This is a genomic window from Streptomyces sp. NPDC048288, from assembly GCF_043201555.1.
Lineage (GTDB): Bacteria > Actinomycetota > Actinomycetes > Streptomycetales > Streptomycetaceae > Streptomyces.
This window is the reverse complement of sequence record NZ_JBICZD010000002.1, coordinates 611381-637369: the sequence shown is the minus strand read 5'-3', so window position 1 is coordinate 637369 and position 25989 is coordinate 611381. Positions and strand designations below refer to the sequence as shown.

Genomic DNA, 25989 nt, shown 5'->3' with positions numbered 1-25989 from the left:
GGGGTGGCAGAAAGTTCAACGCTCAACTAAAGTGGGCGCACAAGGAGGAGCCAACATGCCTGCAGTGACCGTCGAGAACCCGCTGACCCTGCCCCGAGTGGCCGCACCGGCCGACGCCGTGGCCCGTCCCGTGCTCGCCGTCACGACCGCGCCGAGCGGTTTCGAGGGCGAGGGCTTCCCGGTGCGCCGGGCCTTCGCGGGGATCAACTACCGCCATCTCGACCCGTTCATCATGATGGACCAGATGGGTGAGGTGGAGTACGCGCCGGGCGAGCCCAAGGGCACCCCCTGGCACCCGCACCGTGGCTTCGAGACCGTCACCTACATCATCGACGGCATCTTCGACCACCAGGACAGCCAGGGCGGCGGCGGCACCATCACCAACGGCGACACCCAGTGGATGACGGCCGGTTCCGGTCTCCTCCACATCGAGGCCCCGCCGGAGTCCCTGGTCATGTCCGGCGGTCTCTTCCACGGCCTCCAGCTGTGGGTGAACCTCCCGGCCAAGGACAAGATGATGGCGCCGAGGTACCAGGACATCCGCGGCGGCCAGGTGCAGCTGCTGACGTCCCCGGACGGCGGCGCGCTGCTCCGCGTCATCGCGGGCGAGCTGGACGGCCACGCCGGTCCCGGCATCACCCACACCCCGATCACGATGATCCACGCGACCCTCGCCCCCGGCGCCGAGGTCACCCTGCCCTGGCGCGAGGACTTCAACGGCCTCGCCTACGTGCTGGCCGGCAAGGGCTCGGTGGGCACCGAGCGCCGGCCGGTCCACCTGGGCCAGACGGCGGTCTTCGGCGCGGGCTCCTCGCTGACGGTCCGCGCGGACGAGAAGCAGGACGCGAACACGCCGGACATGGAGGTCGTGCTGCTGGGCGGACAGCCGATCCGTGAGCCGATGGCGCACTACGGCCCGTTCGTGATGAACACCAAGGACGAGCTCCAGCAGGCCTTCGAGGACTTCCAGAAGGGCCGCCTGGGCACGATCCCCGCCGTGCACGGCATGACGGAGAGCGGCCCGCAGGCATAACCCCGACGAACCCCACACGAGCCGAGGCCTGCCGTAACCACTACGCCAGGCCTCGCCCCATTCCCCCACAACCTCCCGGCGCCCCTGAGCACCCTCCGCCTGCCGGCCGCACTTCTCGATCGCCCGAGGCGCTGGCCGGTGCTCGCGTTCCTCGGTCGCCCGAGTCGCCGTCGGCCGTCGGTCTCGCTTCTTGGTCGACCGAGTCGGGTGGTGGGTGGAGGGGGTGGGGGTGGGGGGTTGGTTCACTCGGTAGGGGGTGTAGGGCAGGGCGGGGGGAGGGGGGGTGTGGTCCGCTGGACGTGTGTCTCTGTTGCCCGAGCCTGTGCGTCGGTTCGCTGCCTGGTGTGCGGTGATTCTGCTGGCGGCCGCGGTGGGGTACGTCGGGATCCGGTTGTGCGTGGAGTTCCGGACGGCTGTCACGTCGGTGCTGCTGGCGCTGCTCGGGACCGCCCTGCTCGGGCCCCTGTACCGGCGCCTCGTGCGGGTCGGTGTGCAGCGGTCGCTCGCCGCCGCGCTCACGTGCGTCGCGGTGGTGGCCGTCGTCGGCGGTGCCGTCTACATCGTCGTCGCCGCGCTCATCGACACCGGCGACGAGATCGTCGCCTCCCTCAAGCACGCCGCGAAGTCGCTCGCCGCCCACTTCGGGGCGGCCGGCACCTCGGTCGGCGACCTGGCCGGGAGCGCGAGGGAGCTGCTCGCCAAGTTCGGCGGGACCGCGGCCTCCAACGTCATCAGCGGGGTGAGCGTGGCCGGTGAGTTCCTCGCCATCGCGGTGCTCGCGCTGCTGCTCGTCTTCTTCTTCCTGCGGGACTCCGACCGGGTCGTCGGCACCATCAGGGCGCTGGCCCCCGGCGCCAGCGCCGACATGGTCGAGGCCATGGCCCGCCGTGCCTTCGAGGGCATCGAGGGGTTCATGCGCGGCACCACCCTCATCGCCCTCATCGACGCCACCTGCATCGCCGTCGGCCTGCTGATCCTCCGGGTACCGGGGGCGGTCGGGCTCGCCGCGCTCGTCTTCGTCGGCGCCTACATCCCCTACCTCGGCGCCTTCATCTCCGGAGCCGTCGCCGTGCTGGTCGCCCTCGCCGACCGCGGCTTCGTCATCGCCCTGTGGGCGCTCGGCGTGGTGCTCGCCGTGCAGGTACTGGAGGGACACGTGCTGCAGCCCATGATCCAGAGCCGGACCGTGCAGATGCACCCGGCGGTGGTGATGCTGACCATCACGGCCGGCGCCTCGGTCGCGGGGATCCTGGGCATGCTCCTGGCCGTACCGCTCACCGCGGCCGCCTTCGGGGTCGTACACGAGCTGCGGACCCGGTACGCGACCGGTTAAGGCGCGTCGGCCTCGGCCTCGTACAGCTCGAACCAGATGCTCTTGCCCTGGCCGCGCGGGTCGACGCCCCAGGCGTCCGCCAGGAGCTCGATGAGGACCAGGCCGCGGCCGGAGGAGGCCAGCTCGCCGGGGCGGCGCTTGTGCGGCAGGTCGTCGCCGGCGTCGGTGACCTCGACGCGGAGCCGGCGCCGGGCCGCCCGGCCGGAGACCTCGGCGAGCAGCAGGGCGTCCGTGTCGGTGTGGACCAGGACGTTCGTGAGCATCTCGGAGACCAGCAGCACCGCCGAGTCGACCTGGTCGGGCGAGCCCCAGTCGTGCAGCAGCTCGCGCAGGTGCTGACGGGCCTCGGCGACCCGCTCGGGCTCGTCCTGGGCCACCGAGAGCAGGGTGCGGCGCACCCGGGGCCGTACGGCGAGCGGCTCGCCGCCCCGGCCGGTGCCCGGCCGGGAGAGCAGCAGGACCGCTATGTCGTCCTCGCGGCGGTCGGCCAGCGGCCCGGTGGTGTGGTGGGAGAAGGGCCCGTGCACGGCCTGGACCAGCGCGTCGGCCAGCTTCTCCAGATCGCCGTCGTGCTCCTCCATGATCGCCCGGACCCGCTGCCAGCCGCTCTCGATGTCATGGCCGCCGGTCTCGATCAGACCGTCGGTGCAGAGCATCATCGTCTCGCCGGGTTCCAGGGCGAACCGCGTCGTCGGGTAGTCGGCGTCGGGGTCGATGCCGAGCGGCAGCCCGCCCGCCGTCGGCCGCCGCAGCACCGTGCCGTCGGCCATCCGGATCGCCGGGTCCAGATGTCCCGCGCGGGCGATCTCCAGGACCCCGGTCACCGGATCCACCTCGACGTACAGGCAGGTCGCGAAGCGCAGGTCGGCGCCCTCTTCGTCGTAGGCGATGTCATAGGTGATGCCGTGCAGGAAGCGGGAGGCCCGGGAGAGGACCGCGTCCGGGCGGTGGCCCTCGGAGGCGTAGGCGCGCAGCGCGATCCGGAGCTGGCCCATCAGGCCCGCCGCGCGGACGTCATGCCCCTGGACGTCGCCGATGACGAGGGCGTAGCGGCCGGAGGGCAGCGGGATCATGTCGTACCAGTCGCCGCCCACCTGGAGGCCGCCGCCGGTCGGTATGTAGCGGGCGGCCGCGTCCATGCCGGGGATCTCCGGGCCCAGCGTGGGCAGCATGGAGCGCTGCAGGCCGTCGGTCAGCTCCCGCTCCGAGTCGGCGATCCCGGCCCGGGACAGGGCCTGCGCCAGCATCCGGGCCACCGTGGTGAGCACGGACCGCTCGTCGGGGGTGAACGACACCGGGTAGGTGAAGCCCGCCATCCAGGCGCCCATGGTCCGCCCGGCCACGGTCAGCGGCAGAAAGGCCCAGGACCGGCGGCCGAACCGCTCGGCCAGCGGCCAGGTCACCGGATAGCGGGACTGGTACTGCTCGGGGGAGGAGAGATAGACGGCCTGACCGGTCCGCACCACCTCCGCCGCCGGGTAGTCCGTCTCCAGCGGCATGCTGGTGAAGGGGCTGTCCTCGTCGATCTGCTGCCCGTGGTGGCCGAGTATCTGCAGCCGGTCGCCCTTGGCGCCGTAGAGGACCAGCCCGTCCGGGGAGAACCCGGGCATCGACAGACCGGCCGCGACCCGCAGCACCTCCTCCGTGGACCGTGCCTCCGCCAGCGCCCGGCCCGCGTCCAGCAGGAACGCCTCCCGGGAGCGCCGCCAGTCACCGGTGACCGGATGCCGGGCGGCGGTGCCGGGGGACGGCTCCGAGACCTCCTGGATGGTGCCCGTCACCCGGTACACGCGCTCCTCGGAGTCGTACACCGGTCGGAAACGGCTGCGCACGGTACGGATCAGCCGGCCCCGCTCGTCCATGACCCGCAGCCGTACCTCGCCGAGCGTGCCCTCGATGGCGGCCAGCCGGGTGATGCTGGTGTTCTCGTTCCAGTCGACCGGGTGGAAACGGGACCTGACCAGGGCCTCCGAGAGGATGGACGGCTCGGCCGGCAGCCCGATGAGCCGGGCCGCCTCCGCGTCCGCGGTGACCAGCCCGGTGGCGGTGTCCCAGTGCCACAGCCCGGTCGCGAGGGCGGCGAGGACGTCCTCCACGGCGGGCAGGGGCTCGCCAGTTCGCATTGCCCCACTTTAAGAAGAGCGGATCGGAAAATGCTACCGATCACCGACCTGGTAATGGGGAGAGTCGGCCTTGGGGGGCCCGGTACGCTGGGTGGTGTTTCACGTGAAACTTCAGGCTGGTAACACACCCCGATCCGCGAAGGCTGGATGAACCACGATGCATCGGTACAGGTCCCACACCTGCGGCGAGCTCCGCTCCTCTGACGTCGGCACCGACGTCCGGCTGAGTGGCTGGCTGCACAATCGGCGCGACCTGGGCGGCATCCTCTTCATCGATCTGCGCGATCACTACGGCATCACCCAGTTGGTGGCGCGTCCGGGTACGCCTGCCTACGAGGCCCTGGACAAGGTCAGCAAGGAGTCGACCGTACGGATCGACGGCAAGGTCGTCTCCCGCGGCACCGAGAACATCAACGCCGACCTGCCCACCGGCGAGGTCGAGGTCGAGGTGAGCGAGGTCGAGCTGCTCGGCGCGGCCGCCCCGCTGCCGTTCACGATCAACACCGAGGACGGGGTCAACGAGGAGCGGCGCCTGGAGTACCGCTTCCTGGACCTGCGCCGCGAGCGCATGCACCGCAACATCCTGCTGCGTACGGCCGTGATCTCGGCCATCCGCCACAAGATGACGGCGCTGGGCTTCAACGAGATGGCGACCCCGATCCTGTCGGCGACCTCCCCCGAGGGCGCCCGTGACTTCGTGGTGCCCTCCCGGCTGAACCCGGGCAAGTTCTACGCCCTGCCGCAGGCCCCGCAGCAGTTCAAGCAGCTGCTGATGATCTCCGGCTTCGACCGCTACTTCCAGATCGCGCCCTGCTTCCGCGACGAGGACGCCCGCGCCGACCGCTCGCCCGGCGAGTTCTACCAGCTCGACGTCGAGATGAGCTTCGTCGAGCAGGAGGACGTCTTCCGCCCCATCGAGCAGCTGATGACCGAGCTGTTCGAGGAGTTCGGCGGCGGCCGCCACGTCACCTCGCCGTTCCCGCGGATCCCGTTCCGCGAGGCGATGCTGAAGTACGGCTCCGACAAGCCGGACCTCCGCGCCCAGCTGGAGCTCGTCGACATCACCGACATCTTCGAGGGCTCGGAGTTCAAGGCCTTCGCCGGCAAGCACGTGCGCGCGCTCCCGGTGCCGGACGTCTCCGCGCAGCCCCGCAAGTTCTTCGACCAGCTCGGCGACTTCGCGGTCTCGCAGGGCGCCAAGGGCCTGGCCTGGGTCCGCGTCGCCGAGGACGGCTCGCTGTCCGGCCCGATCGCCAAGTTCCTCACCGAGGACAACGTCGCCGAGCTCACCAAGCGGCTCCAGCTGGCCGCCGGCCACGCCGTGTTCTTCGGCGCCGGCGAGTTCGACGAGGTCTCGAAGATCATGGGCGCGGTGCGGGTCGAGGCCGCCAAGCGTGCCGGGCACTTCGAGGAGAACGTCTTCCGGTTCTGCTGGATCGTCGACTTCCCGATGTACGAGAAGGACGAGGACACCGGCGCGATCGACTTCTCGCACAACCCGTTCTCCATGCCGCAGGGCGGTCTGGAGGCCCTGGAGACCCAGGACCCGCTGGACATCCTCGGCTGGCAGTACGACATCGTCTGCAACGGCGTCGAGCTGTCCTCCGGCGCCATCCGGAACCACGAGCCCGAGATCATGCTCAAGGCCTTCGAGATCGCCGGCTACGACCGGGAGACCGTCGAGGACAAGTTCGCCGGCATGCTCCGCGCGTTCCGCTTCGGCGCCCCGCCGCACGGCGGTATCGCCCCCGGCGTGGACCGCATCGTGATGCTCCTCGCCGACGAGCCGAACATCCGCGAGACCATCGCCTTCCCGCTCAACGGCAACGCCCAGGACCTGATGATGGGCGCGCCGACCGAGCTGGAGGAGACCCGGCTGCGCGAGCTGCACCTTTCCATCCGGAAGCCGCAGCCGAAGTAAACCGAGACATGGACGAGGGCCGGAAATCGCCGTAGATTTCCGGCCCTCTTCTTTTTATGCCCGCCCGTGTCTTCAGATTTCTTGGTCCGCCACAGGTCATTCCCATGGCCCGGACAGTGTTCTTACCTAGCGTCCCGATCATGACGGGAACACAGAAGCCGGCACACAAACGGGATCTCACGCGGCGCAAGGTCGTCGTGGCGGGCGGCGCGGCCGTGGCCGTCGCGGGCGTCGGCGGCACCCTCGCCGCCAACGCCTTCGCGGACGGGACGACGACCGCCACCGCGTCGAGCAGCGCGGCGGAGACCTGCTACAAGCTGACCTCGGAGACCACCGAGGGCCCCTACTACATCGACGCGGACAAGCTCCGCCAGGACATCACCGAGGACAAGGAGGGCATCCCGCTCACCCTGAGCCTGCGGGTGATCGACTCCGAGACCTGCCGCCCGGTGCGCAACGCGGCGGTGGACATCTGGCACTGCGACGCCCTCGGCATCTACTCGGGCTACGAGAGCCTCTCCACGGGCAGCGGCTCCGCCCCCTCGGACGCCCCCTCCGGCACCCCCACGGGTGAGCCCCCGTCCGGCGCGCCCTCCGGCGGCACCGGCGGTGGCGGCCAGCACGAGGACCCCACCAGCGACACCCGCTACCTGCGCGGCACCTGGAAGACCGACAAGCACGGCCGGGTGACCTTCAAGACCATCTTCCCGGGCTGGTACCAGGGCCGCTGCGTGCACATCCACGTCAAGGTGCACGTCGACGGCGAGTGGACCGACGCCGGTTACGAGGGCGGGCACACCTGCCACACCGGCCAGTTCTTCTTCGACGAGAAGTCGGTCATCGCCTCGGCCGCCGTCGAGCCGTACTCCACCAGCACCACCACCCGCACCACGCTCACCGAGGACACCATCTACGACCAGTCCGGCACCCAGGGCGGTCTCCTCAAGCTGGAGTACCACAAGAAGGACATCGCGAAGGGCGTCCGCGGGTCCATCACGGTCGGCGTCGAGCCCGACGCGACGCACGACGGCACGGACGACGCGGTCCAGCCGGGCGCCTCGGCCTCGGCCACGTCCAGCTGACACACACGTCCAGCTGACACACCGTGCTCCCGGAAAAGGCGTCGTACTCGGTTACGGCGCCTTTTCCGCTGCTTTTCCGAGACTTGTCCGACGGGCCGGGCGGTGGTTTCCGGCCTTAATTCCCCGCGCTGGAAAAAGAGCGCCTCTTTCTCAGCTCGCTCCCAGCTTTCCTGCCTAACTTCCAGCCGCATGACAGACAACGGAAAGCTCAGTCAGAGGAATCCGGACGACCCGACCCGGCGCAAGGTCGTCGTCGTGGGCGCGAGCACGGCCGCGGCGGTGGGTCTGGGCGGGGCGTTCGCCGTGAACGCCGTCGCCGGCGAGAGAAAAGGCCCGGGGCACGGGCGCCGGCCGGAACCGCCGGCGGACTGCTACCAGCTGACCTCGGAGACCACCGAGGGCCCCTACTACATCGACGCGGACAAGATCCGCCAGGACATCACCGAGGACCGGACGGGCATCCCGCTGACCCTCGCCCTGCGGGTGATCGACACCGAGACCTGCCGCCCGGTGCGCAACGCGGCGGTGGACATCTGGCACTGCGACGCCATCGGCTACTACTCGGGCTACGAGGCGTCCAGCGGTGGCGGCGGCGGTGGCGGCCCCGCGCCGACCGACTCCCCGACCGGTACGCCCACGGACACCCCGACCGGACCCCCGCCCGGCGGTGGCGGCGGCCACCAGGACCCCACCGACGACAAGCGCTACCTGCGCGGCACCTGGCGCACCGACCGGCACGGCCATGTCACCTTCAAGACGGTCTTCCCGGGCTGGTACCGGGGCCGCTGCGTGCACGTCCACGTCAAGGTGCACGTCGACGGCGAGTGGACCGACGCCGGGTACGAGGGCGGGCACACCTGCCACACCGGCCAGTTCTTCTTCGACGAGGACTCGGTCATCGCCACGACCACCCTCGACCCCTACGTCACCAACACCACCGAGCGCACCACGCTCACCGAGGACACCATCTACGACCAGTCCGGCACCCAGGGCGGCCTGCTGAAGCTCCGCTACCGCAAGGACGACATCGCCAAGGGCGTCCTGGGCTCGATCACCATGACCGTCGACTCCGACGCCACCAACGACGGCGAGGACGGCGGCGGCCCGGCCCCGTCCACCTCGGCCTCACCGTCCGCCTCGGCGAGCTGATCCCAGGGGATGGCCGGTACGACAGATGTCGTACCGGCCGCCCCCGAGCAGTGGGGCGTGGACGCGCCGGTCAGGTGTCGTACCGGCCGTCCCAGGGCTCGCTGAAGCCCAGGTGGTCCGGGTAGAGCTCGGCCCACGGGCCGTCGTCGTCCTCCTTCGCGACCAGGCCGAAGAAGACGCCGTCCACGGTGAGCTGGAACGGGCGGATCGCTATGTCCGTGTACGTCCGCCGGGGCAGGCTGCGCAGCATCGTCGCGAGGCGCGCCCGCGCCCGGGACAGCACCGAGTCGGCACCGTCCGGGTCGAGTTGCTGCTCGGCCCAGCTGCCCGCGCACCAGATCTGCGAGTCGCGGTAGTGGCCCTCGGCGTCGAAGAGATGGAGCACCGCGTAGAGCCGTTTCTGCTCCTCCCAGCCCTCGTCGAGCCGGAACCCCTCGGGGAACGCGTAGGTGACCGACGCCAGGAACTGGCCGCCGGTGTAGTGACCGATGGCCTCGGTACGGCCGTGGGGCTCGTAGGCGATCGGGATGAGCTCAGGGGGTGCCATGGCGAAACCATACGGATGTGTCGTGGGCATGCAGGGACGCGGGTGGTGCCCTGCCGAAATGTTCACCTGATTATGCCGAAGCTGCCACGCCCTTTGCTCAGCGGGGCATCTGTCACGCGCAGTTGAGGAATGCGAACAACTGGCCGACTCGCCGCTCGGTCGGGTGGCTTCCAGGTGCTTTGCGGTTGTGTGTGCGGTTCTCGTACTACGGTCCGGTGCCATGAAGCTGGTGGTGCAGGTGAAGCTGTTGCCGACGTCCGTGCAGGCGTCGGCGCTGGAGGCGACGCTGCGCGCCTGCAACCGGGCTGCCACCTACGCCTCGCGGATCGCCGTCGCCAGGAATCTGAGGGACCGCAATGGCTTGCAGAGGGAGGTGTATTGGGAGCTGAAGGCCGGGTTCGGGTTGTCGGCGCAGCCTGCGGTGCGGGTGGTGAAGAAGGTGGTCGACGCCTACGCGGCCGTGCGGGGCCGGTCTCGGAGGGTTCGCGGTGGTGGCGGTTCCGCGGTCGTTTTCCGTCCGGATGCTGCGCAGCCGTTCGACGATCGTTGTCTGTCGTGGCGGTACGACGCGCGCACGGTGTCGATCTGGACGGTGGAGGGGCGGCTGAAGGGGCTCCGTTTCGCCTGCTCGCCGGAGCAGCTCAAGACGCTTGTGCAGTACCGCAAGGGTGAGAGCGATCTGGTGCGGCGGGGCGGGAAGTGGTTCCTGGTCGCGACCTGTGACGTCCCGGAGCCGGACGCGTATGCGCCGGTCGACTGGATCGGGGTGGACCGGGGGATCGTGAACCTGGCCACCACCAGCGACGGCTCCAATTTCCAGGGGCGTCGGCTGGGCCGTTGCCGGCGTTGGCAGGCCCGAAAGCGCGCCGAACTACAGCGGAAGGGCACCCGTTCGACCACGCGTCGCCTCGCCCGCCACGCAGGGAAGGAGAAGCGTCATGCCACGCAGTTGAACCACCGGATCAGCAAGGAGATCGTGCTTGTCGCGCAACGCACCGGTCGCGGGATTGCCGTCGAGGAACTCGGCGGCATCCGCGAGCGGGTACGGCCACGACGCGACCAGCGGGGCACTTTCTCCTCATGGCCCTTTCACCAGCTCGGGCAGTTCCTCGCCTACAAGGCGAAGAGGGCCGGGGTGCCGTTCCTTGAGGTGGATGCGGCCTACACCTCGCAGCGCTGTCCGCGTTGCGGGCACACGGAGCGGGCCAACCGGCCCGGCCGGGACCGTTTTTGCTGTCGTCGGTGCGGGCTCGCTGGCCCCGCCGATGTCGTCGCCGGGGTCAACGTGCGCGATCGCGCACGCTCGGCGTGGGTGTTCGTCACCGCACCCGCACTCTCTCCCTGACATCCGCGCTGGGGGCTGGGTGGATGCGACCCGTGACCGCCCTGTCGTAGGGGGCAGTCGGGAGCGCGACGAGGTGTGGACGGCCGAGAACTCGAACTCGACCGTCCACGGCCGAGAAGGTGACGGCAACCTTTTGGATCTGCGTGACCACAGAGGAGTGAAGCCCGCTGGAGCGGGCTCGCGTCAAGTACTTCGGACAGCACGTAAGGACTCCCCGTGGCCTCTGCCTCTCATCGTCGGTCTCTTCGCAAGCGTCGTACTCTCGTCGTCTCCGCCGCCGTGGTGGCGGCGGGGGTCGGGGCCGGGGCGCTCGTGCTGAGCGCGAACGCGTCCGGTACGGATCTGTATCACCAGACGCCGGCCGCGAAGGACGGCTGGGCTTCGTCGGGTACGGGGACGACCGGGGGTGCGAAGGCCGATGCCGCGCACACCTTCACGGTGTCCACCCGGGCCCAGCTGGTGAAGGCGCTGGGGTCGGTGAGCGACACCACCGCGCGCATCATCAAGGTGAAGGGCACCATCGACGCCAACACCGACGACAGCGGCAAGAAGCTGACCTGCGCGGACTACGCGGCGGGTACGGGCTACTCGCTGACGTCGTATCTGAAGGCCTTCGACCCGTCGACGTACGGCCGTTCCAAGCTGCCCTCCGGGACGCAGGAGAAGGCGCGTGCCGCCGCCCAGGACAAGCAGGCGAAGAACATCGTCTTCAAGGTGCCGGCCAACACCACGATCGTCGGTGTCCCCGGTACCAAGGCCGGGATCACCGGTGGCATGCTGCAGATCCAGAAGGTCGACAACGTCATCGTGCGCAACCTGACGTTCTCCGACACCGAGGACTGCTTCCCGCAGTGGGACCCGACCGACGGCGACAGCGGCAACTGGAACTCCGAGTACGACTCGGTGACGCTGCGCGGGGCCACGCATGTCTGGGCCGACCACAACACGTTCACCGACGCCGGGCACTTCGACAGCACCAACCCGAAGTACTACGGCCGTGAGTACCAGGTCCACGACGGCGAACTCGACATCACCAAGAGCTCGGACCTGGTGACCGTCGAGCAGAACCAGTTCACCAGCCACGACAAGACGATGCTGATCGGCAGCAGCGACAGCGAGCCCGGCGGCAAGCTGCGCGTCACCCTGCACCACAACGTCTGGAAGGGCATCGTCCAGCGCGCCCCGCTGACCCGCGTCGGCCAGGTGCACCTCTACAACAACGTCTACGACGTCACGACGCTCAACGGCTACGCGCTGCAGTACAGCATCAACTCCCGTGCCAAGGCGCAGGTCGTGGCCCAGAACAACTACTGGACCGTGCCCAGCTCCATCAAGGTCTCCAAGCTGCTCAGCGGCGACGGCACCGGCTCGATCGCGGGCAGCGGCAACCTCGTCAACGGCACCACGACCGACCTGGTCGCCGCCTACAACGCCGCGAACTCCAAGAAGATCAAGACGACGGTGAACTGGACCCCGGCCCTGACGGCCGGCCTGGAGAGCAGCGCGAAGAACCTGCCGGCGGAGCTGGCGAAGTCGGCGGGGGCGGGGGTGCTTTCCTGAGACTTTCCTGAGGCGGACGAGCCCCTAGGTCCCGTACGGCACCGGGCGGCCGGTGAGGGCGTCGAGGAGGATGCGCCGGCCGAGGGGTTCGCGCAGCTTCACCGTGACGTTCTGGGCGAGCATATCGGCGGTGCAGGAGCCGCTGCGGGCCCCCGCGACGGAGGCGTACAGCACGACGCTCCCGGCCGTCTCCAGTGCCCGGACGACCGGGCCGTCGTCGCAGGCGCCGTGGGTGGCCCACACGGTGACGGAACGGCCGTCCTTCGCCACGGCGGTGAGGCCGGGGACGGCGTTGAGGCCGTCGGCGGATCCCTGCGGAGCCTCCGCGACGGGAGCGCGGGGCAGCGGTGACGGGGCTACGGCGACTCGCTTGAGCGGGGTGTCGTAGCCCTTCAGCGTGAACAGCCACGCGGGTACGGTGGCCGGTCCCCGGCTGGTGGCGATCGTCGTGCTGCCGAGCTTGGCTCCGGTCACGGTCAGCCGGGGGCCCTCCATGTCGTTGAGGGCGAACGAGCGGTACGCCTTCCGCGCTCCCCACAGGGGGCGGGCCAGTGTGCCGCCCGTCGCCCACTCCACCTTCCCCTGGTCCGGGGCGGCGGTGGGCAGGTCGGCCCGCAGGAGGAAGTTCCTGGTCCTGTACGCCTGTTCGTCCGCCTTGGTGTGCCAGCCGGACTCCGGAATCCGTACCGCGTCGGCCATCGGGTGGTATCCCCGGCTCCAAGCCGTGGCCGCCGCGGATCCCCGCCAGGCGTCGGCCACCCGGCGGGCCCGCTGTTCCTGTGCGGGCGACGAGTGGGCGGGGCCGTCGTCGGTCGGCGAACCGCTGTCGCAGCCGGCGAGGAGGCAGGCGCCCAGGACGGGCGTGAGGAGCAGACCGGTGAGGCGTTTGGCTCGGGCGGTGCGGGTGGCTCGGGTGGTGTGGGTGGTGTGGGATTTTCGGGTGGTCATGGCGGTCCCCCGGGACGAAGGTGGACGAGGACGGAGTCCGTTCCTTCGACGCCGGAGAGGGCCCGCGCGTTCGGTCAGTGTGTGCGGGACCTGGCCTTCGAGCGGCGCAGGCGGCGGCGCAGGGCCGGGCCGATGCGGACCAGGACGCGCTTGTCGATGCCGGTGAGCTGGCGTTCCACGGCGGACAGCTGCTTGGTGGCGGCGGTCAGCTCCTTGCGGAGGGCGTTGAGCTGCCGGGTGGTCTCGGCCGCGTTCTTCTCGGCGGTGGTCAGCCGGCCGCGCAGTTCCCTGTTCTCCCTGGCGTGCCGGGTGGCTCTGGCGTCGGCCGCGGTGATGCGCTCGCGCAGCCGGCTGAGCCGGTAGCGCATCTGGCCGTCGTCCCCGCCGTCCCAGACCGGCATCGACGCGGGCAGGTCGAGGGCGGCCAGCCGGGCGTCGAAGGCGGCGCCGCCGTCGCCGTGGGTGTAGGTGTTCTGGAGGTCGTTGCGGTCGAGGAAGGCGGTGATCCGCTCGAAGCGCTCACCGTGGCCCTTGAGCATCGCGGAGAAGTCGGCGTCCTCGTACAGGTCCCGCGGGTCGGTGTCGGCACTCAGCTCGGTGAGCGAGCGGTGCGGGATGTCGAAGTAGCGGCACAGTTCGAGGGTGCGCGAGTCGTGGGTGAGGACCACGCTCGGGGTGCCGGCCAGCAGGGCGGCGACGTTGCCGTGGATCCGGGTGCCGTAGGCGAAGTCGTAGCCGCGCAGCTCGTCGATCCAGGTGGCCGGGTCCAGCGGCATGCGGACCTTGTTCTCCTGGAGCAGGGCGTGGCTGAGCTGGAGCGGGAAGGGGTCCTGGTGGCCGGACTCGGGGGTGGTGTCGCCCCACATCAGCAGTTCCGCGTCGACGGTGTTCTGCGCGTAGTAGGTGAGGTGGGGGTAGCGCTCCCACGCGTGCCGGGCGATGCCCGACAGCTCGCCGACGGGTATCGCGTCCGGGGAGAGGTTGAGGGCGATGCGGGAGCCGACGGTCAGCTCCGTGGCCCGGATCTCCGGGAAGGAGTCGCCGTACAGGAACATCGACGGGCAGCCGATGATGTCGATGTCCTTGAAGCCGAGGCTCTTGAGGTAGTCCGAGGTCAGTTCGCCGCGGACGCCGATGGAGGCGGAGCGGTCCAGGACCGCGCGGGCGAAGCGGCGGACCGAGTCGGCCATGGGGTTCAGCCACGCGGTGTCGTAGTCCGCGGGGGCCTGGGCGCCCACGCCGAAGACCACGACCGGGATGGTGAGCTGCTCGATGAGCGTCGAGAGCCGGTCCAGGGAGGCCTGGAAGGTGGGGCGGAAGGCGTTGGCGAGCGGGATGACGAAGACGTCGTACCGCTCGTTGATCTCCGCGGCACGGGTGGCCGAGGGGTCGGTGCGGATGCCGTTGGACGTCACCTCGGTGTCCGGGGTGGTCAGCATCTTGTGCGCCGAGTCGCTGAAGATGAGATTGCCCGTGTTCGTCCCGATCAGGTCCTGGTGAATGAACTCCGCCGGAGTGGCGACACGGAACGGGCTCTTTCCGGAACGGATCAGGATGCGTTTCACGAACGGCACACTAACCCGCGGGTAAATGCGAGGTGAAGGAGAGGTAAGAGAATGATTTGGTCTCTTGCCTGAGACTTACCCCACCCCACCCCACGCCGGGCCTCTGGCTCGGCGTGGGGTGGGGGTGAGGTGGGGGTGTGGGCTCAGGCGTCCGTGCCGCCGAAGCGCTCCTTGTACGTCTCCAGGTCCTCGTCCGTCAGCTTGGCGAAGAGGACCGGGGGGACCGTGAAGGGGGTGCCGGCCGGGACGGAGGTGAGCGCGCGGGCCTCGTCGGCGGTGACCCAGGGCGCGGTGTCGTCGGCCAGGGCGAACGCCTCGCGCATGGTCTTCGCCGTCGCCGGGATGAAGGGCTCCGAGACCACCGAGTAGAGGTGAATCAGGTTCATCGCCGTGCGGAGGGTGAGGGCCGCGCCGTCCTTGTCGGTCTTGATCTCCAGCCAGGGGGCCTTCTCCTCCAGGTAGGAGTTGCCGGCCGACCACAGGGCGCGCAGGGCGGCGGCGGCCTTGCGGAACTGGAGCGCCTCCATCTGCGCCTCGTACTCGGCGAGGAGGCCCGCGATCTGCTCGCCCAGCTTCGTCTCCGCCTCGCCGGGCTCGCCGCCGGCCGGGACGTCGTCGCCGAAGCGCTTGCGGGAGAAGGAGAGGACGCGGTTGACGAAGTTGCCGAGGGTGTCGGCCAGGTCCTTGTTCACCGTCGCCGTGAAGTGCTCCCAGGTGAAGGACGAGTCGTCCGACTCGGGGGCGTTGGCGATGAGGAAGTAGCGCCAGTAGTCGGCGGGGAGGATGTCGAGGGCCTGGTCGGTGAAGACGCCGCGCTTCTGCGAGGTGGAGAACTTGCCGCCGTAGTACGTCAGCCAGTTGAAGGCCTTGACGAAGTCGACCTTCTTCCACGGCTCGCGGACGCCGAGTTCGGTGGCCGGGAACATCACCGTGTGGAAGGGGACGTTGTCCTTCGCCATGAACTCCGTGTAGCGGACGTCGGTGTCGACGTCGTACCACCAGGACTTCCAGTCGCGGGTCTCCCCGGCGGGTGCTGCGTCCGCCCACTCCTTCGTCGCGCCGATGTACTCGATCGGTGCGTCGAACCAGACGTAGAAGACCTTGCCCTCCGCCGCCAGCTCAGGCCAGGTGTCGGCCGGGACCGGGACGCCCCAGTCGAGGTCACGGGTGATGGCGCGGTCGTGCAGGCCCTCCGTCAGCCACTTGTGGGCGATGGAGGAGGCCAGCTGCGGCCAGTCCTTGTCGTGCTTCGCGACCCACTCGCGGACCTCGTTCTCCAGCTTGGACTGGAGGAGGAAGAGGTGCTTGGTCTCGCGGATCTCCAGGTCGGTGGAGCCGGAGATCGCGGAACGCGGGTTGATCAGGTCGGTCGGGTCCAGGACGCGGGTGCAGTTCTCGCACTGGTCGCCGCGGGCCTTGTCGTAGCCGCAGTGCGGGCAGGTGCCCTCCACGTAGCGGTCCGGGAGGAAACGGCCGTCCACCGGGCTGTACACCTGGCGGATCGCGCGCTCCTCGATGAAGCCGTTCTCGTTCAGGCGGCGGGCGAAGTGCTGGGTGATCTCGCGGTTCTCGGGGGAGGAGCTCCGGCCGAAGTAGTCGAACGCGAGTGCGAAGCCGTCGTAGACCGCCTTCTGCGCGTCGTGCGCCTGCGCGCAGAAGTCCGCTACGGGGATGCCCTGCTCCTTCGCCGCGAGCTCGGCGGGGGTGCCGTGCTCGTCCGTCGCGCAGATGTAGAGGACCTCGTGGCCGCGCTGGCGGAGGTAGCGGGAGTACACGTCCGCCGGGAGCATGGACCCCACCATGTTGCCCAGGTGCTTGATCCCGTTGATGTACGGAAGGGCGCTGGTGATGAGGTGTCGAGCCATCGGGGGCTGCTCCCAGGTCGGTCTGTTGCTGCTATTGCGAACCTTGAAATCGTAGCCGACATGTGTATGCCGCCCGCTTCCCGTTTTATTGGGTGAGAAGCGGGCGGCACGGGGTGGGGAGGGGTGGGGAGAGGGTTACGGGCGCCAGTCGATCAGGAGGCCGTCGTAGAGCTCCGCGTCCGTGAGCTCCAGGGGGGTCGGGCCCGCGTGGAAGAAGGCCGTGTTGTCGGTCTTCAGCTTGCGGAGGTAGTCGAAGGCCTTGTTCTCGTGCTCGCCGAACGCGACGAAGGAGAAGAAGAGGGCGGGGTGGGACTTCGCGGCGTCCGTGAGGGACTGGGTGGCGGGGGTCTTCGCGTCCGGGGCGCCGTCGGTCTGGAAGACGACCAGGGCGGGGGTGGCCGGGGTCGCGTCCTGGTCGTGGTGCTTGTCGTGGTGCTTGTCGTAGTGGGCGAGTACGGCCTCTACGGCGGCGTGGTAGCTGGTACGGCCCATGCGGCCGAGGCCGGCGTGCGCCTCGTCGACCGCGTTCTCGGGGGAGGCGGGGGTGAGGTCGGTGGTGCCGTCGACCTCGGTGGAGAAGAAGACGACGTGCACGGTGGGGGTCTCGCCGGCCGGGGTGAGGTGGGTGGCGAGGGCGAGGGTCTGGTCGGCGAGGGCCTGCGCGGAGCCGTCCTTGTAGTACGGGCGCATGCTCGCGGAGCGGTCGAGGACGAGGTAGGTGGCGGCGCGGGCGGAGGCGAGGCCGGCCTTGGCGAGGGCGGTGGCGGCGGCGTCGTCGCCGACCGCGGCCTCGGCTTCGCCTTCGGCCGTGTCGTTCCCACCCGCACCACCCGTGACGGTTTCGTTGTCGGGTGCGGGTGGCCCCTGTGGGGCGTCCTCGCCGTCGGCGGCCGCGGCAACAGGCTCCAGCTCCGAGGCGTCGGTCTCGGCCGCCGCCTCGACCGGCTCGGGAGCGGTTTCGGTCACCGGCTGGGCTTCGGCCGTCGGTTCCGGTGCGGCTTCCGTTGCGGGGTCGGCCTCCGGCTCGACAGCGGTGGTGGACTCCGCCACCGCGACCGGCTCGGGGTCGGCCTCCGGCTCCGGCTCCGGCTCGGTTTCGGTTTTGGCGGTCGGCTCCGCAGCAGCCTCCGCAGCGGGCTCGGGCTCGGGCTCGGCGACCGCCTCGGCCTCGGGCTCCGCAGCCGCCTCGACCACGGCCTCCGGCTCCGCCTCGCCCTCCGGCTCGGCCGCCGGCTCGACAACCGCCACGGCCACAGCCTCGGCGACGACCTCGGCTTCCGGCTCGGCCTCGGCTACGACCTCAGCCTCAGCCTCGGCTTCAGCCGTTGTCTCGGCCTCCGGCTCGGCGACCGCTTCGGCTTCCGGCTCGGCCTCGGCCACGACTTCAGCCTCAGCCGCGAGCGCAGCCTCGGCCGTCGTCTCGGCCTTCGGCTCGACAACCGTCTCGGCCACGACCTCAGCTTCCGCCTCGGCCGCGACCTCGGTCTCAGCCCTGGCCTCATCGGCTTCAGCCGTCACCTCGACCTCGGCCACCGGCTCGGCCTCGGCCTCGACCTCAGCCTCGACGACCTCAGCTTGGGCCTCGACTTCAGTCACCGGCTCGGCCTCGGCCTCGACGGCCTCGGCTGCCGGCTCGGGCCTGGCCTCGAGGTCGGGTTCGATGGTGCGGGTTGCCTGCTTGGGCACGGTGACGTTGTCGAAGGCGGCGGAGACGAGGTCGTGCTCGTTCACGTCGTTCTCTTCGTTTGTCGCCGGGCGGGGTTCCGGGACCACTGTGGGGGTCTCCGGGGTCGGAGCCGGTGCTTCCTGCTGCGGCTGCGAGGGGAGCTGGTCTGCACCCTCTGCCTCGGCGGGGCGCGGCTTTCGCGACCGGCCGAATGCGTTCCGCAGGAGAGTGAGAATGCCCATGTGCGCAACCCTTCGCGTGAGTTGATACCCGTCAACCGCTGGCCAGGACGGACACGTAAGGTTAGCGGCCCCAGGTTGCGATCTTGGGGAGGGTCGATGACTCCTGTCGGGCGTACGGCGGTCGAGTTCCGGTCGGCTGTCAACTCCCCCTCGGTCCACTTCAGTTCATCGTTCGTTCATTCGGCGGCCCCTCCTGTGCACAACCACACCCCTAACGTCACGCTCACACCAAGAGATCGCAAGGGGAGAGTAAAGTGCGCAAACTGCTGCCGATCGTCGGGACACCCGCCCAGTCGCATCCGGGTGGGCGGTCCTCCCTCACCTGTCGGTTCCGATGCGGTGACGCCTGCTTCCACGAGGTACCCAACACCAGCTCCAACGCCTACGTCGGTGATGTCATCGCCGATGCCGTGAGCCGTCGTAGCGTGGTGCGGGCGGCGGCCGTGGTGGCCGTGGTCGCGGGTGGGGTGAGCGTCGGTGCGGCGCGGCCCGCGGCGGCCGCACCGGCGGCGGGAGCGGCGGCGGGAGCGGGCGTGGCGAAACCTGGCGGCGGTGCCCGTGGGCTCCGGTTCGCCTCCGTCGCCCCGAACACCGCCGACGCCGTGACCGTGCCCGACGGCTACGGCCAGAACGTCGTGGTCCGGTGGGGCGAGCCCATCCTGCGGGGTGCGCCGGCCTTCGACCCGGAGAACCAGACCGCCGCCGCGCAGGCCGGGCAGTTCGGCTACAACAACGACTTCCTCGCGCTGCTGCCGCTGCCCGGCGAGCACCGGCGGCAGATCCTCGTCGCCAACCACGAGTACACCGATGAAGTGCTGATGTTCCGTGGGTACGACGCGGCCAACCCCACCCGGCAGCAGGTCGAGGTGGCCTGGGCCGCGCACGGGCTCGGTGTCGTCGTGGTCGAGGAGGACCGGCGGACGGGGGCGCTGACCGCCGTACCCCGGCATCCGCTCAACCGCCGGGTCACCGCCACCACCGAATTCCGGCTGACCGGGCCCGCCGCCGGGTCCGCGCTGCTCCGGACCTCCGCCGACCCGACCGGGCGCAAGGTCCTCGGCACGCTCAACAACTGCTCCGGCGGCACCACCCCGTGGGGCACCACGCTGCACGGCGAGGAGAACTTCAACCAGTACTTCGCGAACGGGACCCGGACCACCGACAAGCGGTACGGGCTGGGGACCGGGGCCACGGAGCGGAAGTGGGAGCGGTTCGACCCGCGGTTCGACGTCGCCCAGGAGCCCAACGAGTCGCACCGGTTCGGGTACGTGGTGGAGCTGGACCCGTACGACCCCGACTCGACCCCGCGCAAGCGGACCGCGCTCGGGCGGTTCAAGCACGAAGGGGCCACCGTCCGGCTGACGGAGGACGGGCGGCCGGTCGTGTACACCGGTGACGACGAGCGGTTCGACTACTTCTACAAGTTCGTCGGCAGCAAGCGCATGAAGCGGGGTGGCGGGCGGGCCGCGCGGGAGCACAACGCCACGCTGCTCGACGAGGGGACGCTGTACGTCGCCCGGCTCACCGGGGACTCCCCGACGACGGAGATCGACGGCACGGGCAAGCTGCCGGCCGACGGCGAGTTCGACGGCAGCGGGGAGTGGATCCCGCTGGCCACCGCCACCGCGAAGGGCGCCGTCTCGCATGTCGAGGGGATGACCGCCGAGGAGGTCTACGTCTTCACCCGGCTCGCCGGTGACAAGGTCGGCGCGACCAAGATGGACCGGCCCGAGGACATCGAGCCCAGCCCCGCCACCGGCAAGGTGTACGTCGCGCTCACCAACAACACCAACCGGGGCGTCGGTGCGAACGCCGCCGCCGACGAGGCCAACCCGCGCAACGCCAACAAGCACGGGCACATCCTGGAGCTGACCGAGCGCTGGAACCGCGCCGAGAGCACGTCGTTCGCCTGGACGCTGTTCCTCGTCGCCGGTGACCCGGACGACCCGGCGACCTACTTCGCCGGTTTCCCGAAGGACGAGGTCAGCCCGATCTCCTGCCCGGACAACGTGGCCTTCGACCCGCACGGCAACCTGTGGATCTCCACCGACGGCAACCAGCTCGGTTCGCACGACGGGTTGTTCGGCGTGGCCACGCGCGGTTCCCGGCGCGGTGAGCTCAAGCAGTTCCTGACCGTGCCGACCGGCGCCGAGACCTGCGGTCCGCTGGTGCAGGACCGGCGGGTGCTGGTCGCCGTGCAGCACCCCGGCGAGATCACCGGCGCGAGCGTGGAGAGCCCCGCGAGCAGCTGGCCCGACGGGCCGGGGAAGATCGTGCGTCCCGCCGTCGTCGCGGTGTGGCGCAAGGACGGCTGCGACATCGGGGTCTGACGCAGAGGGCTCAGAGGGCTCAGAGGGAGTCAGAGGGAGTCAGAGGGAGTCAGTGGGGGGAGGCGATTGCTCTGGCCGCCGCCACCTCCTGGCGCAGGGGTTCCAGGACGCTGTCCGGCGGGCCCGCCAGGTCGGTGCGGACGGCGACCAGGGTCTCCGCCTCGCGGACGCCCTCCGCCAGCTCGCGCAGTTGCAGGGCGACCTGGTCCACCTCGGCCCGGGCCGGGGGCGGCGCTCCGTGCCGTACCCGGACCCGGGCCGCCGTCGTGGCGTCGACGATGCGTTCCACGGCGACGACCAGCGGCCACCAGGCGGCGGCCCGGCGGCCGGTGGGCGGGGGTTCGGACAGGGCGCGCTGGAACTCCGTACGGATGGTGGACAGGTCGCGGTAGAGGCGGCGACGCATCCGGGCGCGGGCGGCGGGGTCCGCGCCGTCCTTGAACGCCAGCTCCACGTACGCGGCCGTGTCCGCCACCGCGTCGGCGAGCCGGTCGCCGACGCGGGTGCGCCAGCTCTCCGGCCACAGGAGATAGCCCGCGACCAGCGCGATCGCGCAGCCCATGAGGGAGTCCAGGAGGCGGGGCAGGAGCAGCGCCGTGCCCTGGTGGTTGAGGAGGTCGGAGAGCAGCAGGATCACCGGGGTGATGGCGGCGGTCTGGAAGCCGTAGCCGCGCGGGGTCAGCGCCGGGATCAGCGGGGCCAGGACCATCATCACCGGTACGTCCCACCAGCCGCGCGGGACCACGGTGAGGACCGTCGCCGCCAGCACCAGGCCGGCCACCGTGCCCAGCGCGCGCAGCAGGGCGCGGGAGAAGACCGAGCCGAAGTCGGGCTTGAGGACGAAGGTGATGGTGAGGGCGACCCAGTAGGAGCGGGGGACCGGGACGAGGGAGACCAGGGCCTGCGCGATGCCGATGCACAGGGCGAGACGGATGCCGTAGCGCCAGGAGTTGGCGGACAGGACGACGTTGCGGGCGGCGCGGGCGGTGCGGATGCCCAGGGCGGCGGGGCGGCCGAGGCGGTCGTCGATGCCGCGCGGGTCGACGTCCGGGGAGGTGGCGACCTCGGCGACGTGCCGCAGGGCGTGGTCGACGGCTCGCCCGGTCTCGCTGTGCGGCTCGGGCAGGTCGAGCCCTGTCGGGCCGGTGTAGCCGGTCTCGATGGCGTCGGCGATGTGCAGTACCGCCGCCGGGATCTCGGGCGGCATCGGCTTCCCGGCGAGCCGGACGACGGGGGCGGCCTCCACCACCGGGGTGATCGCGTTCAACTGGGCGAGCATGCGGGTGAGTTCGCGGCTCTGGCCCCGGTAGCGGGCGCGCCGGGCCAGGATCAGGTCGTACGACTGGTTCAGCGACTGGGTGACGGTGTGCCGGGCGCGGTCGTACGCTTCGCCGTCGCCCGAGTCGCTCACGGCGAGCAGGTCGGCGACCGTGCGGTAGGTGGCGGCGACCGCCGCGCGTTCCGGGACGCCCGAGCGCAAGGGCCAGGCCAGCAGGGCGAGGAGCAGGACCAGCAGGCCGCCGCCGGTCATCAGCACCGGGGTGAGCCACCAGGCGCCGGGCAGCGGCAGGCCCGCGCCGATCACGGAGTTGAGCAGCAGGAGCAGGCCGGACACGGAGGACACCGCGCCGATCGTCGAGATCATCCCGGAGAGCAGCGCGATGCCGGTGATGACGGCGACCGTCAGCCAGCCCTGGCCGTAGACCAGGGAGCCGACGGTGACGCCGACGGCGCCGAAGAGCTGGGGGACCGCGATGTTGAGGATCCGCATGCGGTAGGCGTCGGCGGTGTCGCCGATCACCCCGGAGAGGGCGCCCATCGACGCGAGCGCGCCGTACGCGGGCTGACCCACCGCGAGACCGACGGCGAGCGGCAGCGCCATACCGAGGGCGGCGCGGGCCAGGGCCGCCCAGTTGAGGGGGGCCGCCTGCTGGGGCCGGAGGTTCCTTACCAGCCAGTCGGGAGGAGTGAGGCCGATGGGGAACTCGCGGGACATGCGCCCATTATCGGCTCCCGTGCCGGTGGAGCGTGAGATCCACGACCGGGGCCCGGCGGCCGGGGGTGCCGCGGACGGGTTCTGTGGCCGGGCGCCGTCGTCACCTGTCCGGGATCAGGGTCCTTCGTCCACCCGCGTCAGGAACTCCCCCAGCGCCCGGTTGAACTCCTGGGGCTGTTCCAGGTTGGGCAGGTGGGCGGCCGCGTCGATGATCCGCAGGGTGGCGTCGGGGAGGAGGGCGTGCAGTTCCTCGGCGTCGGAGACGGGGGTGTACTCGTCGTCCGTGCCGACCACGACCAGGGCGGGGACGGCGGCCCTCGCCAGCAGGGGGCGGTAGTCGGGGCGTTCGGCGCGGCCGCGCAGGGCGGCCGCCGCGCCCTCGGGGTTGGTGGCCGTCATCATGCGGTGGACGTGGGCCTTCACGTCCGGGTGGGCGTAGGGGGCGACCATCTCCTCCAGGACCTCGTCGGCGTAGCCGCGCATGCCCTCGCGCAGGAGCCGGTCGGCCATGGCGTTCCGGGCCCGTTTTCCCTCCGGGGTCTCCGGGGCGGCGAAGGTGTCGGCCAGGACCAGGCCCCGGACCCGCCCGGGGCCGAGGCGGTCGTAGCACTCCATCGCGATCTGGCCGCCCATGGAGAGACCGGCGACGACACAGGTCCGCACGGACAGCGCGTCCAGGAGGTCCGCCAGGTCCGCCGCGAAGCGGGCGAGCGGGGTGCTGCCGGGGGTGACCGGGGAGGCGCCGTAGCCGCGCAGGTCGGGGGCGATGACGCGGCGGGTGGCGGCGAAGGCCGTCAGCTGGGGGTGCCACATGGTGCGGTCGAAGGGGTGGCCGTGGACGAGGAGGAGGGGGGTGCGGGAGGTATGCGGGTCTTTGTCGTCGTATGCGAGGAAGGGGGGCATGTGGTCGACCCTAGGCGGCCCCAACTCGTCGGTGCAATAAGATCTTTGCTCTCGGTGCAATGAGGGTGACGGGGGTGACGAAGGTGGGGGCCTTGGACGACTTCCGGGGGATCGCCGACCGGATCGCGCTGGACATCGCGCGGGGGCGGCTGCGGACGGGGCAACGGCTGCCTCCGCAGCGGGCGTTCGCGAGGCGGCACGGCATCGCCGCCTCGACCGCCGGGCGGGTCTACGCCGAACTCGTGCGGCGCGGGCTGGTGGTGGGCGAGGTCGGGCGGGGCACCTTCGTGCGGGCCACCGAGGTCACGGGTCCGGGGCGGTCGCTGGTGGAGGACGCCGGGGCCCGGGTGAACCTGGAGCTCAACTACCCGTCCGTGCCGGGCCAGTCGGAGCTGCTGGCCCCCGCCCTCGCTCCCCTGCTCCGGCCCGACGTGCTCACCGAGGCCCTGCGGCCCGGCGCCGCCGACGGCACCCCGGAGGCCCGGGAGGCGGTGGCCGCGCTGCTCGCCACCGGTGACTGGCGGCCCGACCCCGGCCGGATCCTGTTCACCGGCAACGCCCGGCAGGCGATCGCCGCCGCCCTGGCGTCCCTGGTCCGGCCGGGCGGCCGGGTCGGCGTGGAGCCGCTGACGTATCCCCTGGTCAAGGAGGTCGCGCGGCGACTGGGCGTCACCCTCGTCCCGGTGCAGACGGACGAGGAGGGGCCCGTCGTCGAGTCCCTCCTGGCCGCCCACCGGTCCGCCCCGCTCTCCGCGCTCTACCTCCAGCCGGCCCTGCACAATCCGACCTCCGCGACGATCACCACCGGGCGGCGCCTGGAACTGGCCCGGGCGGTGAGCGACCTGGGCCTCCCGGTCGTCGAGGACCGGGTCTGGTCGTTCCTCCACACCAGCCCCGAGCCCCCGCTCGCCGCCCTCGCACCCCACCTCGTCCACGTCGTCGACTCCCTCTCCAAGCGGGTCGCACCCGGACTCACCGTGGGATTCGTCGTCGTACCGGAGGGGCCGAGAAGACCGAGAAGACCGAGAAGACCGGGAGGGCCGGGAGGGCTGGGGGCACCGGGAGGGCCGGGGAGGCTCGGGGGGCCGGGGGGACCGGGAGGGCTGGGGAGGCTCGGGGGGCCGGGGGGACCGGGAGGGCTGGGGAGGCTCGGGGGACCGGGGGGACCCGGAAGACCGGAGACATCGGCGGGATCAGCGGGGTCGGTGGGATCAGCGGGGTCGGTGGGATCCGCAGGGTCGGCGGGGTCTTTGGATCCGGTCGGTGCGGTGGCTGCCGCTGTGCGGTCCGGGGGGTGGGGGCCGGGGGCGTTCGCGGTGGAGGCGGCGGTGCGGTGGATCGGGGACGGGACCGTGGCGCGGCTGGTCGCGGCCAAGCGGGAGCAGGCCGTACGGCGGCAGGGGCTGGTCCGCGAGGCGCTCGGCGGGTTCGACGTACGGGCCGATCCGCGCGGGTACTTCGCCTGGTGGCAGCTGCCCGCGCCGTGGCGGGCGGACAGCTTCACGGCGGCCGCGGCGGAGCTCGGGATCGCGATCACCCCGGGAACCGCCTTCCGCGTCGATCCCAAGCGGACGCCGGACGCGGTGCGGATCGGGCTCGCGTCGGCGGGCGAGCCGGAACTGGCGGGGGCGCTGCGGACGCTGGCCGCCCTCGCGGCGCGCGGTCCGGAGCACCCCCGCCAGGAGGGTCAGTCCAGCAGGCCGTCGTAGTCCGGCAGCTTGTAGGTGGTGTCGGCGTAACCGCCGGTCAGGTCGGTCGTGTTGTTGCCGATGTTGGCGATGATGTCGTAGCCGTTGGCCTCGATCGTCTTGCGCGAGGAGGTCTTGAAGTCGGCGACGGACTCGGTCAGCAGCTGGGCGACCGTGCGCGCGTAGAGTCCGTCGACCGTGTAGCCGACCGACGTCAGGTTGGACTTGGTGATCGCGTTGAACAGGTTGCTGCGGGCGCTGACGAAGAACACGCTGACCCCCTTGGCGTGCGCGTCCTGGGCCAGGGCGAGCACCGGCGGGGTGGCGGGGGTGCTGGTGCCGGCGCCCTCGAAGTAGGTCTCCAGCGAGGTGTTGTCGATGTCGAGGACGATCGCGAGCTTGGCACCGGAGGTGTTGGCGGCGACGCGGCCGTCGATGTAGGTCTGCGCGGGGCCGGTGACGGCGGCGACGTCGGACAGCCACTGGGCCTCGGTCACGGTCGCGGCCTGCGCGGGCAGGGCGGCGGCGAACGACAGGGCGAGGCCGGCCGTCACGGCAACGGCGGCGCGGCGCGCGGTGAGACGGTTCATCGGGTGGGGGCTCCTCAGCTCACGTCGGCCACCGGTGTTCCGTACCGGCGGCCGTCGTTCCGCCACGGTGCTCGGCCGGGGCGCCCGCCGCGTGACCGCCGGC

At 71.1% G+C, this 25989-nt stretch carries 18 protein-coding genes; 9 read left to right on the top strand and 9 right to left on the bottom strand.

From position 1 onward, the window contains the following. Positions 1–55: 55 nt before the first annotated feature. Together ACGFZS_RS09175 and ACGFZS_RS09170 are read left to right on the top strand one after the other, a co-directional pair. A complete protein-coding gene (locus ACGFZS_RS09175) occupies positions 56–1033 on the top strand; it encodes a pirin family protein (protein WP_393794575.1) in 978 nt (325 codons plus the stop codon). A gap of 301 nt (positions 1034–1334) precedes the next feature. Beyond that, the gene (locus tag ACGFZS_RS09170) at positions 1335–2366 is read left to right on the top strand and encodes an AI-2E family transporter (protein WP_393794574.1); all 1032 of its coding nucleotides are present in this window, start codon (positions 1335–1337) and stop codon (positions 2364–2366) included. Here ACGFZS_RS09170 and ACGFZS_RS09165 read toward each other — a convergent pair. After that, positions 2363–4489 carry a SpoIIE family protein phosphatase gene (locus tag ACGFZS_RS09165; protein WP_393794573.1) on the bottom strand — a complete coding sequence of 709 codons (2127 nt, stop codon included), beginning with the start codon at positions 4487–4489 and terminating at the stop codon, positions 2363–2365. The two genes, ACGFZS_RS09170 and ACGFZS_RS09165, sit on opposite strands and share 4 nt — an antisense overlap. Before the next feature lie 157 nt (positions 4490–4646). Between ACGFZS_RS09165 and aspS the strand changes: the two genes are divergently transcribed. The 3 genes from aspS (at position 4647) to ACGFZS_RS09150 (ending at position 8641) form a co-directional block, all read left to right on the top strand. Next, complete coding sequence (aspS, locus tag ACGFZS_RS09160) at positions 4647–6410, top strand: aspartate--tRNA ligase (RefSeq protein ID WP_393794572.1); 1764 nt, start codon at positions 4647–4649, stop codon at positions 6408–6410. Positions 6411–6550: 140 nt separating this feature from the next. Continuing rightward, positions 6551–7492, top strand: a complete 942-nt coding sequence (locus ACGFZS_RS09155) for an intradiol ring-cleavage dioxygenase (protein WP_393794571.1) — start codon at positions 6551–6553, stop codon at positions 7490–7492. A 189-nt stretch (positions 7493–7681) separates the two neighbouring features. Continuing rightward, the gene (locus tag ACGFZS_RS09150) at positions 7682–8641 is read left to right on the top strand and encodes a dioxygenase (RefSeq protein WP_393794570.1); all 960 of its coding nucleotides are present in this window, start codon (positions 7682–7684) and stop codon (positions 8639–8641) included. 70 nt (positions 8642–8711) lie between these two features. On the opposite strand, the gene ACGFZS_RS09145 is transcribed toward ACGFZS_RS09150, so the two are convergent. Beyond that, entirely contained in the window at positions 8712–9188 is a 477-nt protein-coding gene (locus tag ACGFZS_RS09145) for a hypothetical protein (RefSeq protein WP_393544542.1), read from the bottom strand. Positions 9189–9408: 220 nt separating this feature from the next. Between ACGFZS_RS09145 and ACGFZS_RS09140 the strand changes: the two genes are divergently transcribed. Both ACGFZS_RS09140 and ACGFZS_RS09135 read left to right on the top strand, forming a co-directional pair. Beyond that, a complete protein-coding gene (locus tag ACGFZS_RS09140; protein ID WP_393794569.1) occupies positions 9409–10533 on the top strand; it encodes an RNA-guided endonuclease InsQ/TnpB family protein in 1125 nt (374 codons plus the stop codon). Positions 10534–10749: 216 nt separating this feature from the next. Continuing rightward, entirely contained in the window at positions 10750–12093 is a 1344-nt protein-coding gene (locus ACGFZS_RS09135) for a polysaccharide lyase family 1 protein (protein ID WP_393794568.1), read from the top strand. Positions 12094–12117: 24 nt separating this feature from the next. Here ACGFZS_RS09135 and ACGFZS_RS09130 read toward each other — a convergent pair whose 3' ends face one another. From ACGFZS_RS09130 to ACGFZS_RS09115, 4 genes are all read right to left on the bottom strand, one after another. Continuing rightward, positions 12118–13041: a hypothetical protein gene (locus ACGFZS_RS09130; protein ID WP_393794567.1), complete on the bottom strand. Its 924-nt coding sequence runs from the start codon at positions 13039–13041 to the stop codon at positions 12118–12120. A gap of 74 nt (positions 13042–13115) precedes the next feature. After that, positions 13116–14606 carry a polysaccharide pyruvyl transferase family protein gene (locus ACGFZS_RS09125; RefSeq protein ID WP_393794566.1) on the bottom strand — a complete coding sequence of 497 codons (1491 nt, stop codon included), beginning with the start codon at positions 14604–14606 and terminating at the stop codon, positions 13116–13118. 143 nt (positions 14607–14749) lie between these two features. After that, the gene (gene metG, locus ACGFZS_RS09120) at positions 14750–16471 is read right to left on the bottom strand and encodes a methionine--tRNA ligase (RefSeq protein ID WP_393794565.1); all 1722 of its coding nucleotides are present in this window, start codon (positions 16469–16471) and stop codon (positions 14750–14752) included. Positions 16472–16606: 135 nt separating this feature from the next. Next, positions 16607–18379 (bottom strand): VWA domain-containing protein, encoded by a 1773-nt coding sequence (locus ACGFZS_RS09115; protein ID WP_393794564.1) that lies wholly within the window; start codon positions 18377–18379, stop codon positions 16607–16609. A 254-nt stretch (positions 18380–18633) separates the two neighbouring features. On the opposite strand from ACGFZS_RS09115, the gene ACGFZS_RS09110 reads away from it, so the two are divergent. Further along, the gene (locus ACGFZS_RS09110; RefSeq protein ID WP_393794563.1) at positions 18634–20709 is read left to right on the top strand and encodes a PhoX family protein; all 2076 of its coding nucleotides are present in this window, start codon (positions 18634–18636) and stop codon (positions 20707–20709) included. A 49-nt stretch (positions 20710–20758) separates the two neighbouring features. Here the strand turns inward: ACGFZS_RS09110 and ACGFZS_RS09105 are convergent, their stop codons facing one another. Together ACGFZS_RS09105 and ACGFZS_RS09100 are read right to left on the bottom strand one after the other, a co-directional pair. Then, complete coding sequence (locus ACGFZS_RS09105) at positions 20759–22705, bottom strand: FUSC family protein (protein ID WP_393794562.1); 1947 nt, start codon at positions 22703–22705, stop codon at positions 20759–20761. Between the two features lie 114 nt (positions 22706–22819). After that, entirely contained in the window at positions 22820–23608 is a 789-nt protein-coding gene (locus tag ACGFZS_RS09100) for an alpha/beta fold hydrolase (protein WP_393794561.1), read from the bottom strand. 92 nt (positions 23609–23700) lie between these two features. Between ACGFZS_RS09100 and ACGFZS_RS09095 the strand changes: the two genes are divergently transcribed. After that, on the top strand, positions 23701–25317 hold the full coding sequence (locus tag ACGFZS_RS09095; protein WP_393794560.1) for a PLP-dependent aminotransferase family protein: 1617 nt from the start codon (positions 23701–23703) through the stop codon (positions 25315–25317). On the opposite strand, the gene ACGFZS_RS09090 is transcribed toward ACGFZS_RS09095, so the two are convergent. Continuing rightward, positions 25296–25886 carry an HAD family acid phosphatase gene (locus ACGFZS_RS09090; protein WP_393794559.1) on the bottom strand — a complete coding sequence of 197 codons (591 nt, stop codon included), beginning with the start codon at positions 25884–25886 and terminating at the stop codon, positions 25296–25298. The two genes, ACGFZS_RS09095 and ACGFZS_RS09090, sit on opposite strands and share 22 nt — an antisense overlap. Positions 25887–25989 lie beyond the last annotated feature (103 nt).

Coding starts and splice junctions, on each gene's coding strand:
- ACGFZS_RS09175 (WP_393794575.1), top strand. CDS start 56: ATGCCTGCAGTGACCGTCGAGAACCCGCTGACCCTGCCCCGAGTGGCC.
- ACGFZS_RS09165 (WP_393794573.1), bottom strand. CDS start 4,489: ATGCGAACTGGCGAGCCCCTGCCCGCCGTGGAGGACGTCCTCGCCGCC.
- aspS (WP_393794572.1), top strand. CDS start 4,647: ATGCATCGGTACAGGTCCCACACCTGCGGCGAGCTCCGCTCCTCTGAC.
- ACGFZS_RS09155 (WP_393794571.1), top strand. CDS start 6,551: ATGACGGGAACACAGAAGCCGGCACACAAACGGGATCTCACGCGGCGC.
- ACGFZS_RS09150 (WP_393794570.1), top strand. CDS start 7,682: ATGACAGACAACGGAAAGCTCAGTCAGAGGAATCCGGACGACCCGACC.
- ACGFZS_RS09145 (WP_393544542.1), bottom strand. CDS start 9,188: ATGGCACCCCCTGAGCTCATCCCGATCGCCTACGAGCCCCACGGCCGT.
- ACGFZS_RS09140 (WP_393794569.1), top strand. CDS start 9,409: ATGAAGCTGGTGGTGCAGGTGAAGCTGTTGCCGACGTCCGTGCAGGCG.
- ACGFZS_RS09130 (WP_393794567.1), bottom strand. CDS start 13,041: ATGACCACCCGAAAATCCCACACCACCCACACCACCCGAGCCACCCGC.
- metG (WP_393794565.1), bottom strand. CDS start 16,471: ATGGCTCGACACCTCATCACCAGCGCCCTTCCGTACATCAACGGGATC.
- ACGFZS_RS09115 (WP_393794564.1), bottom strand. CDS start 18,379: ATGGGCATTCTCACTCTCCTGCGGAACGCATTCGGCCGGTCGCGAAAG.
- ACGFZS_RS09105 (WP_393794562.1), bottom strand. CDS start 22,705: ATGTCCCGCGAGTTCCCCATCGGCCTCACTCCTCCCGACTGGCTGGTA.
- ACGFZS_RS09100 (WP_393794561.1), bottom strand. CDS start 23,608: ATGCCCCCCTTCCTCGCATACGACGACAAAGACCCGCATACCTCCCGC.
- ACGFZS_RS09090 (WP_393794559.1), bottom strand. CDS start 25,886: ATGAACCGTCTCACCGCGCGCCGCGCCGCCGTTGCCGTGACGGCCGGC.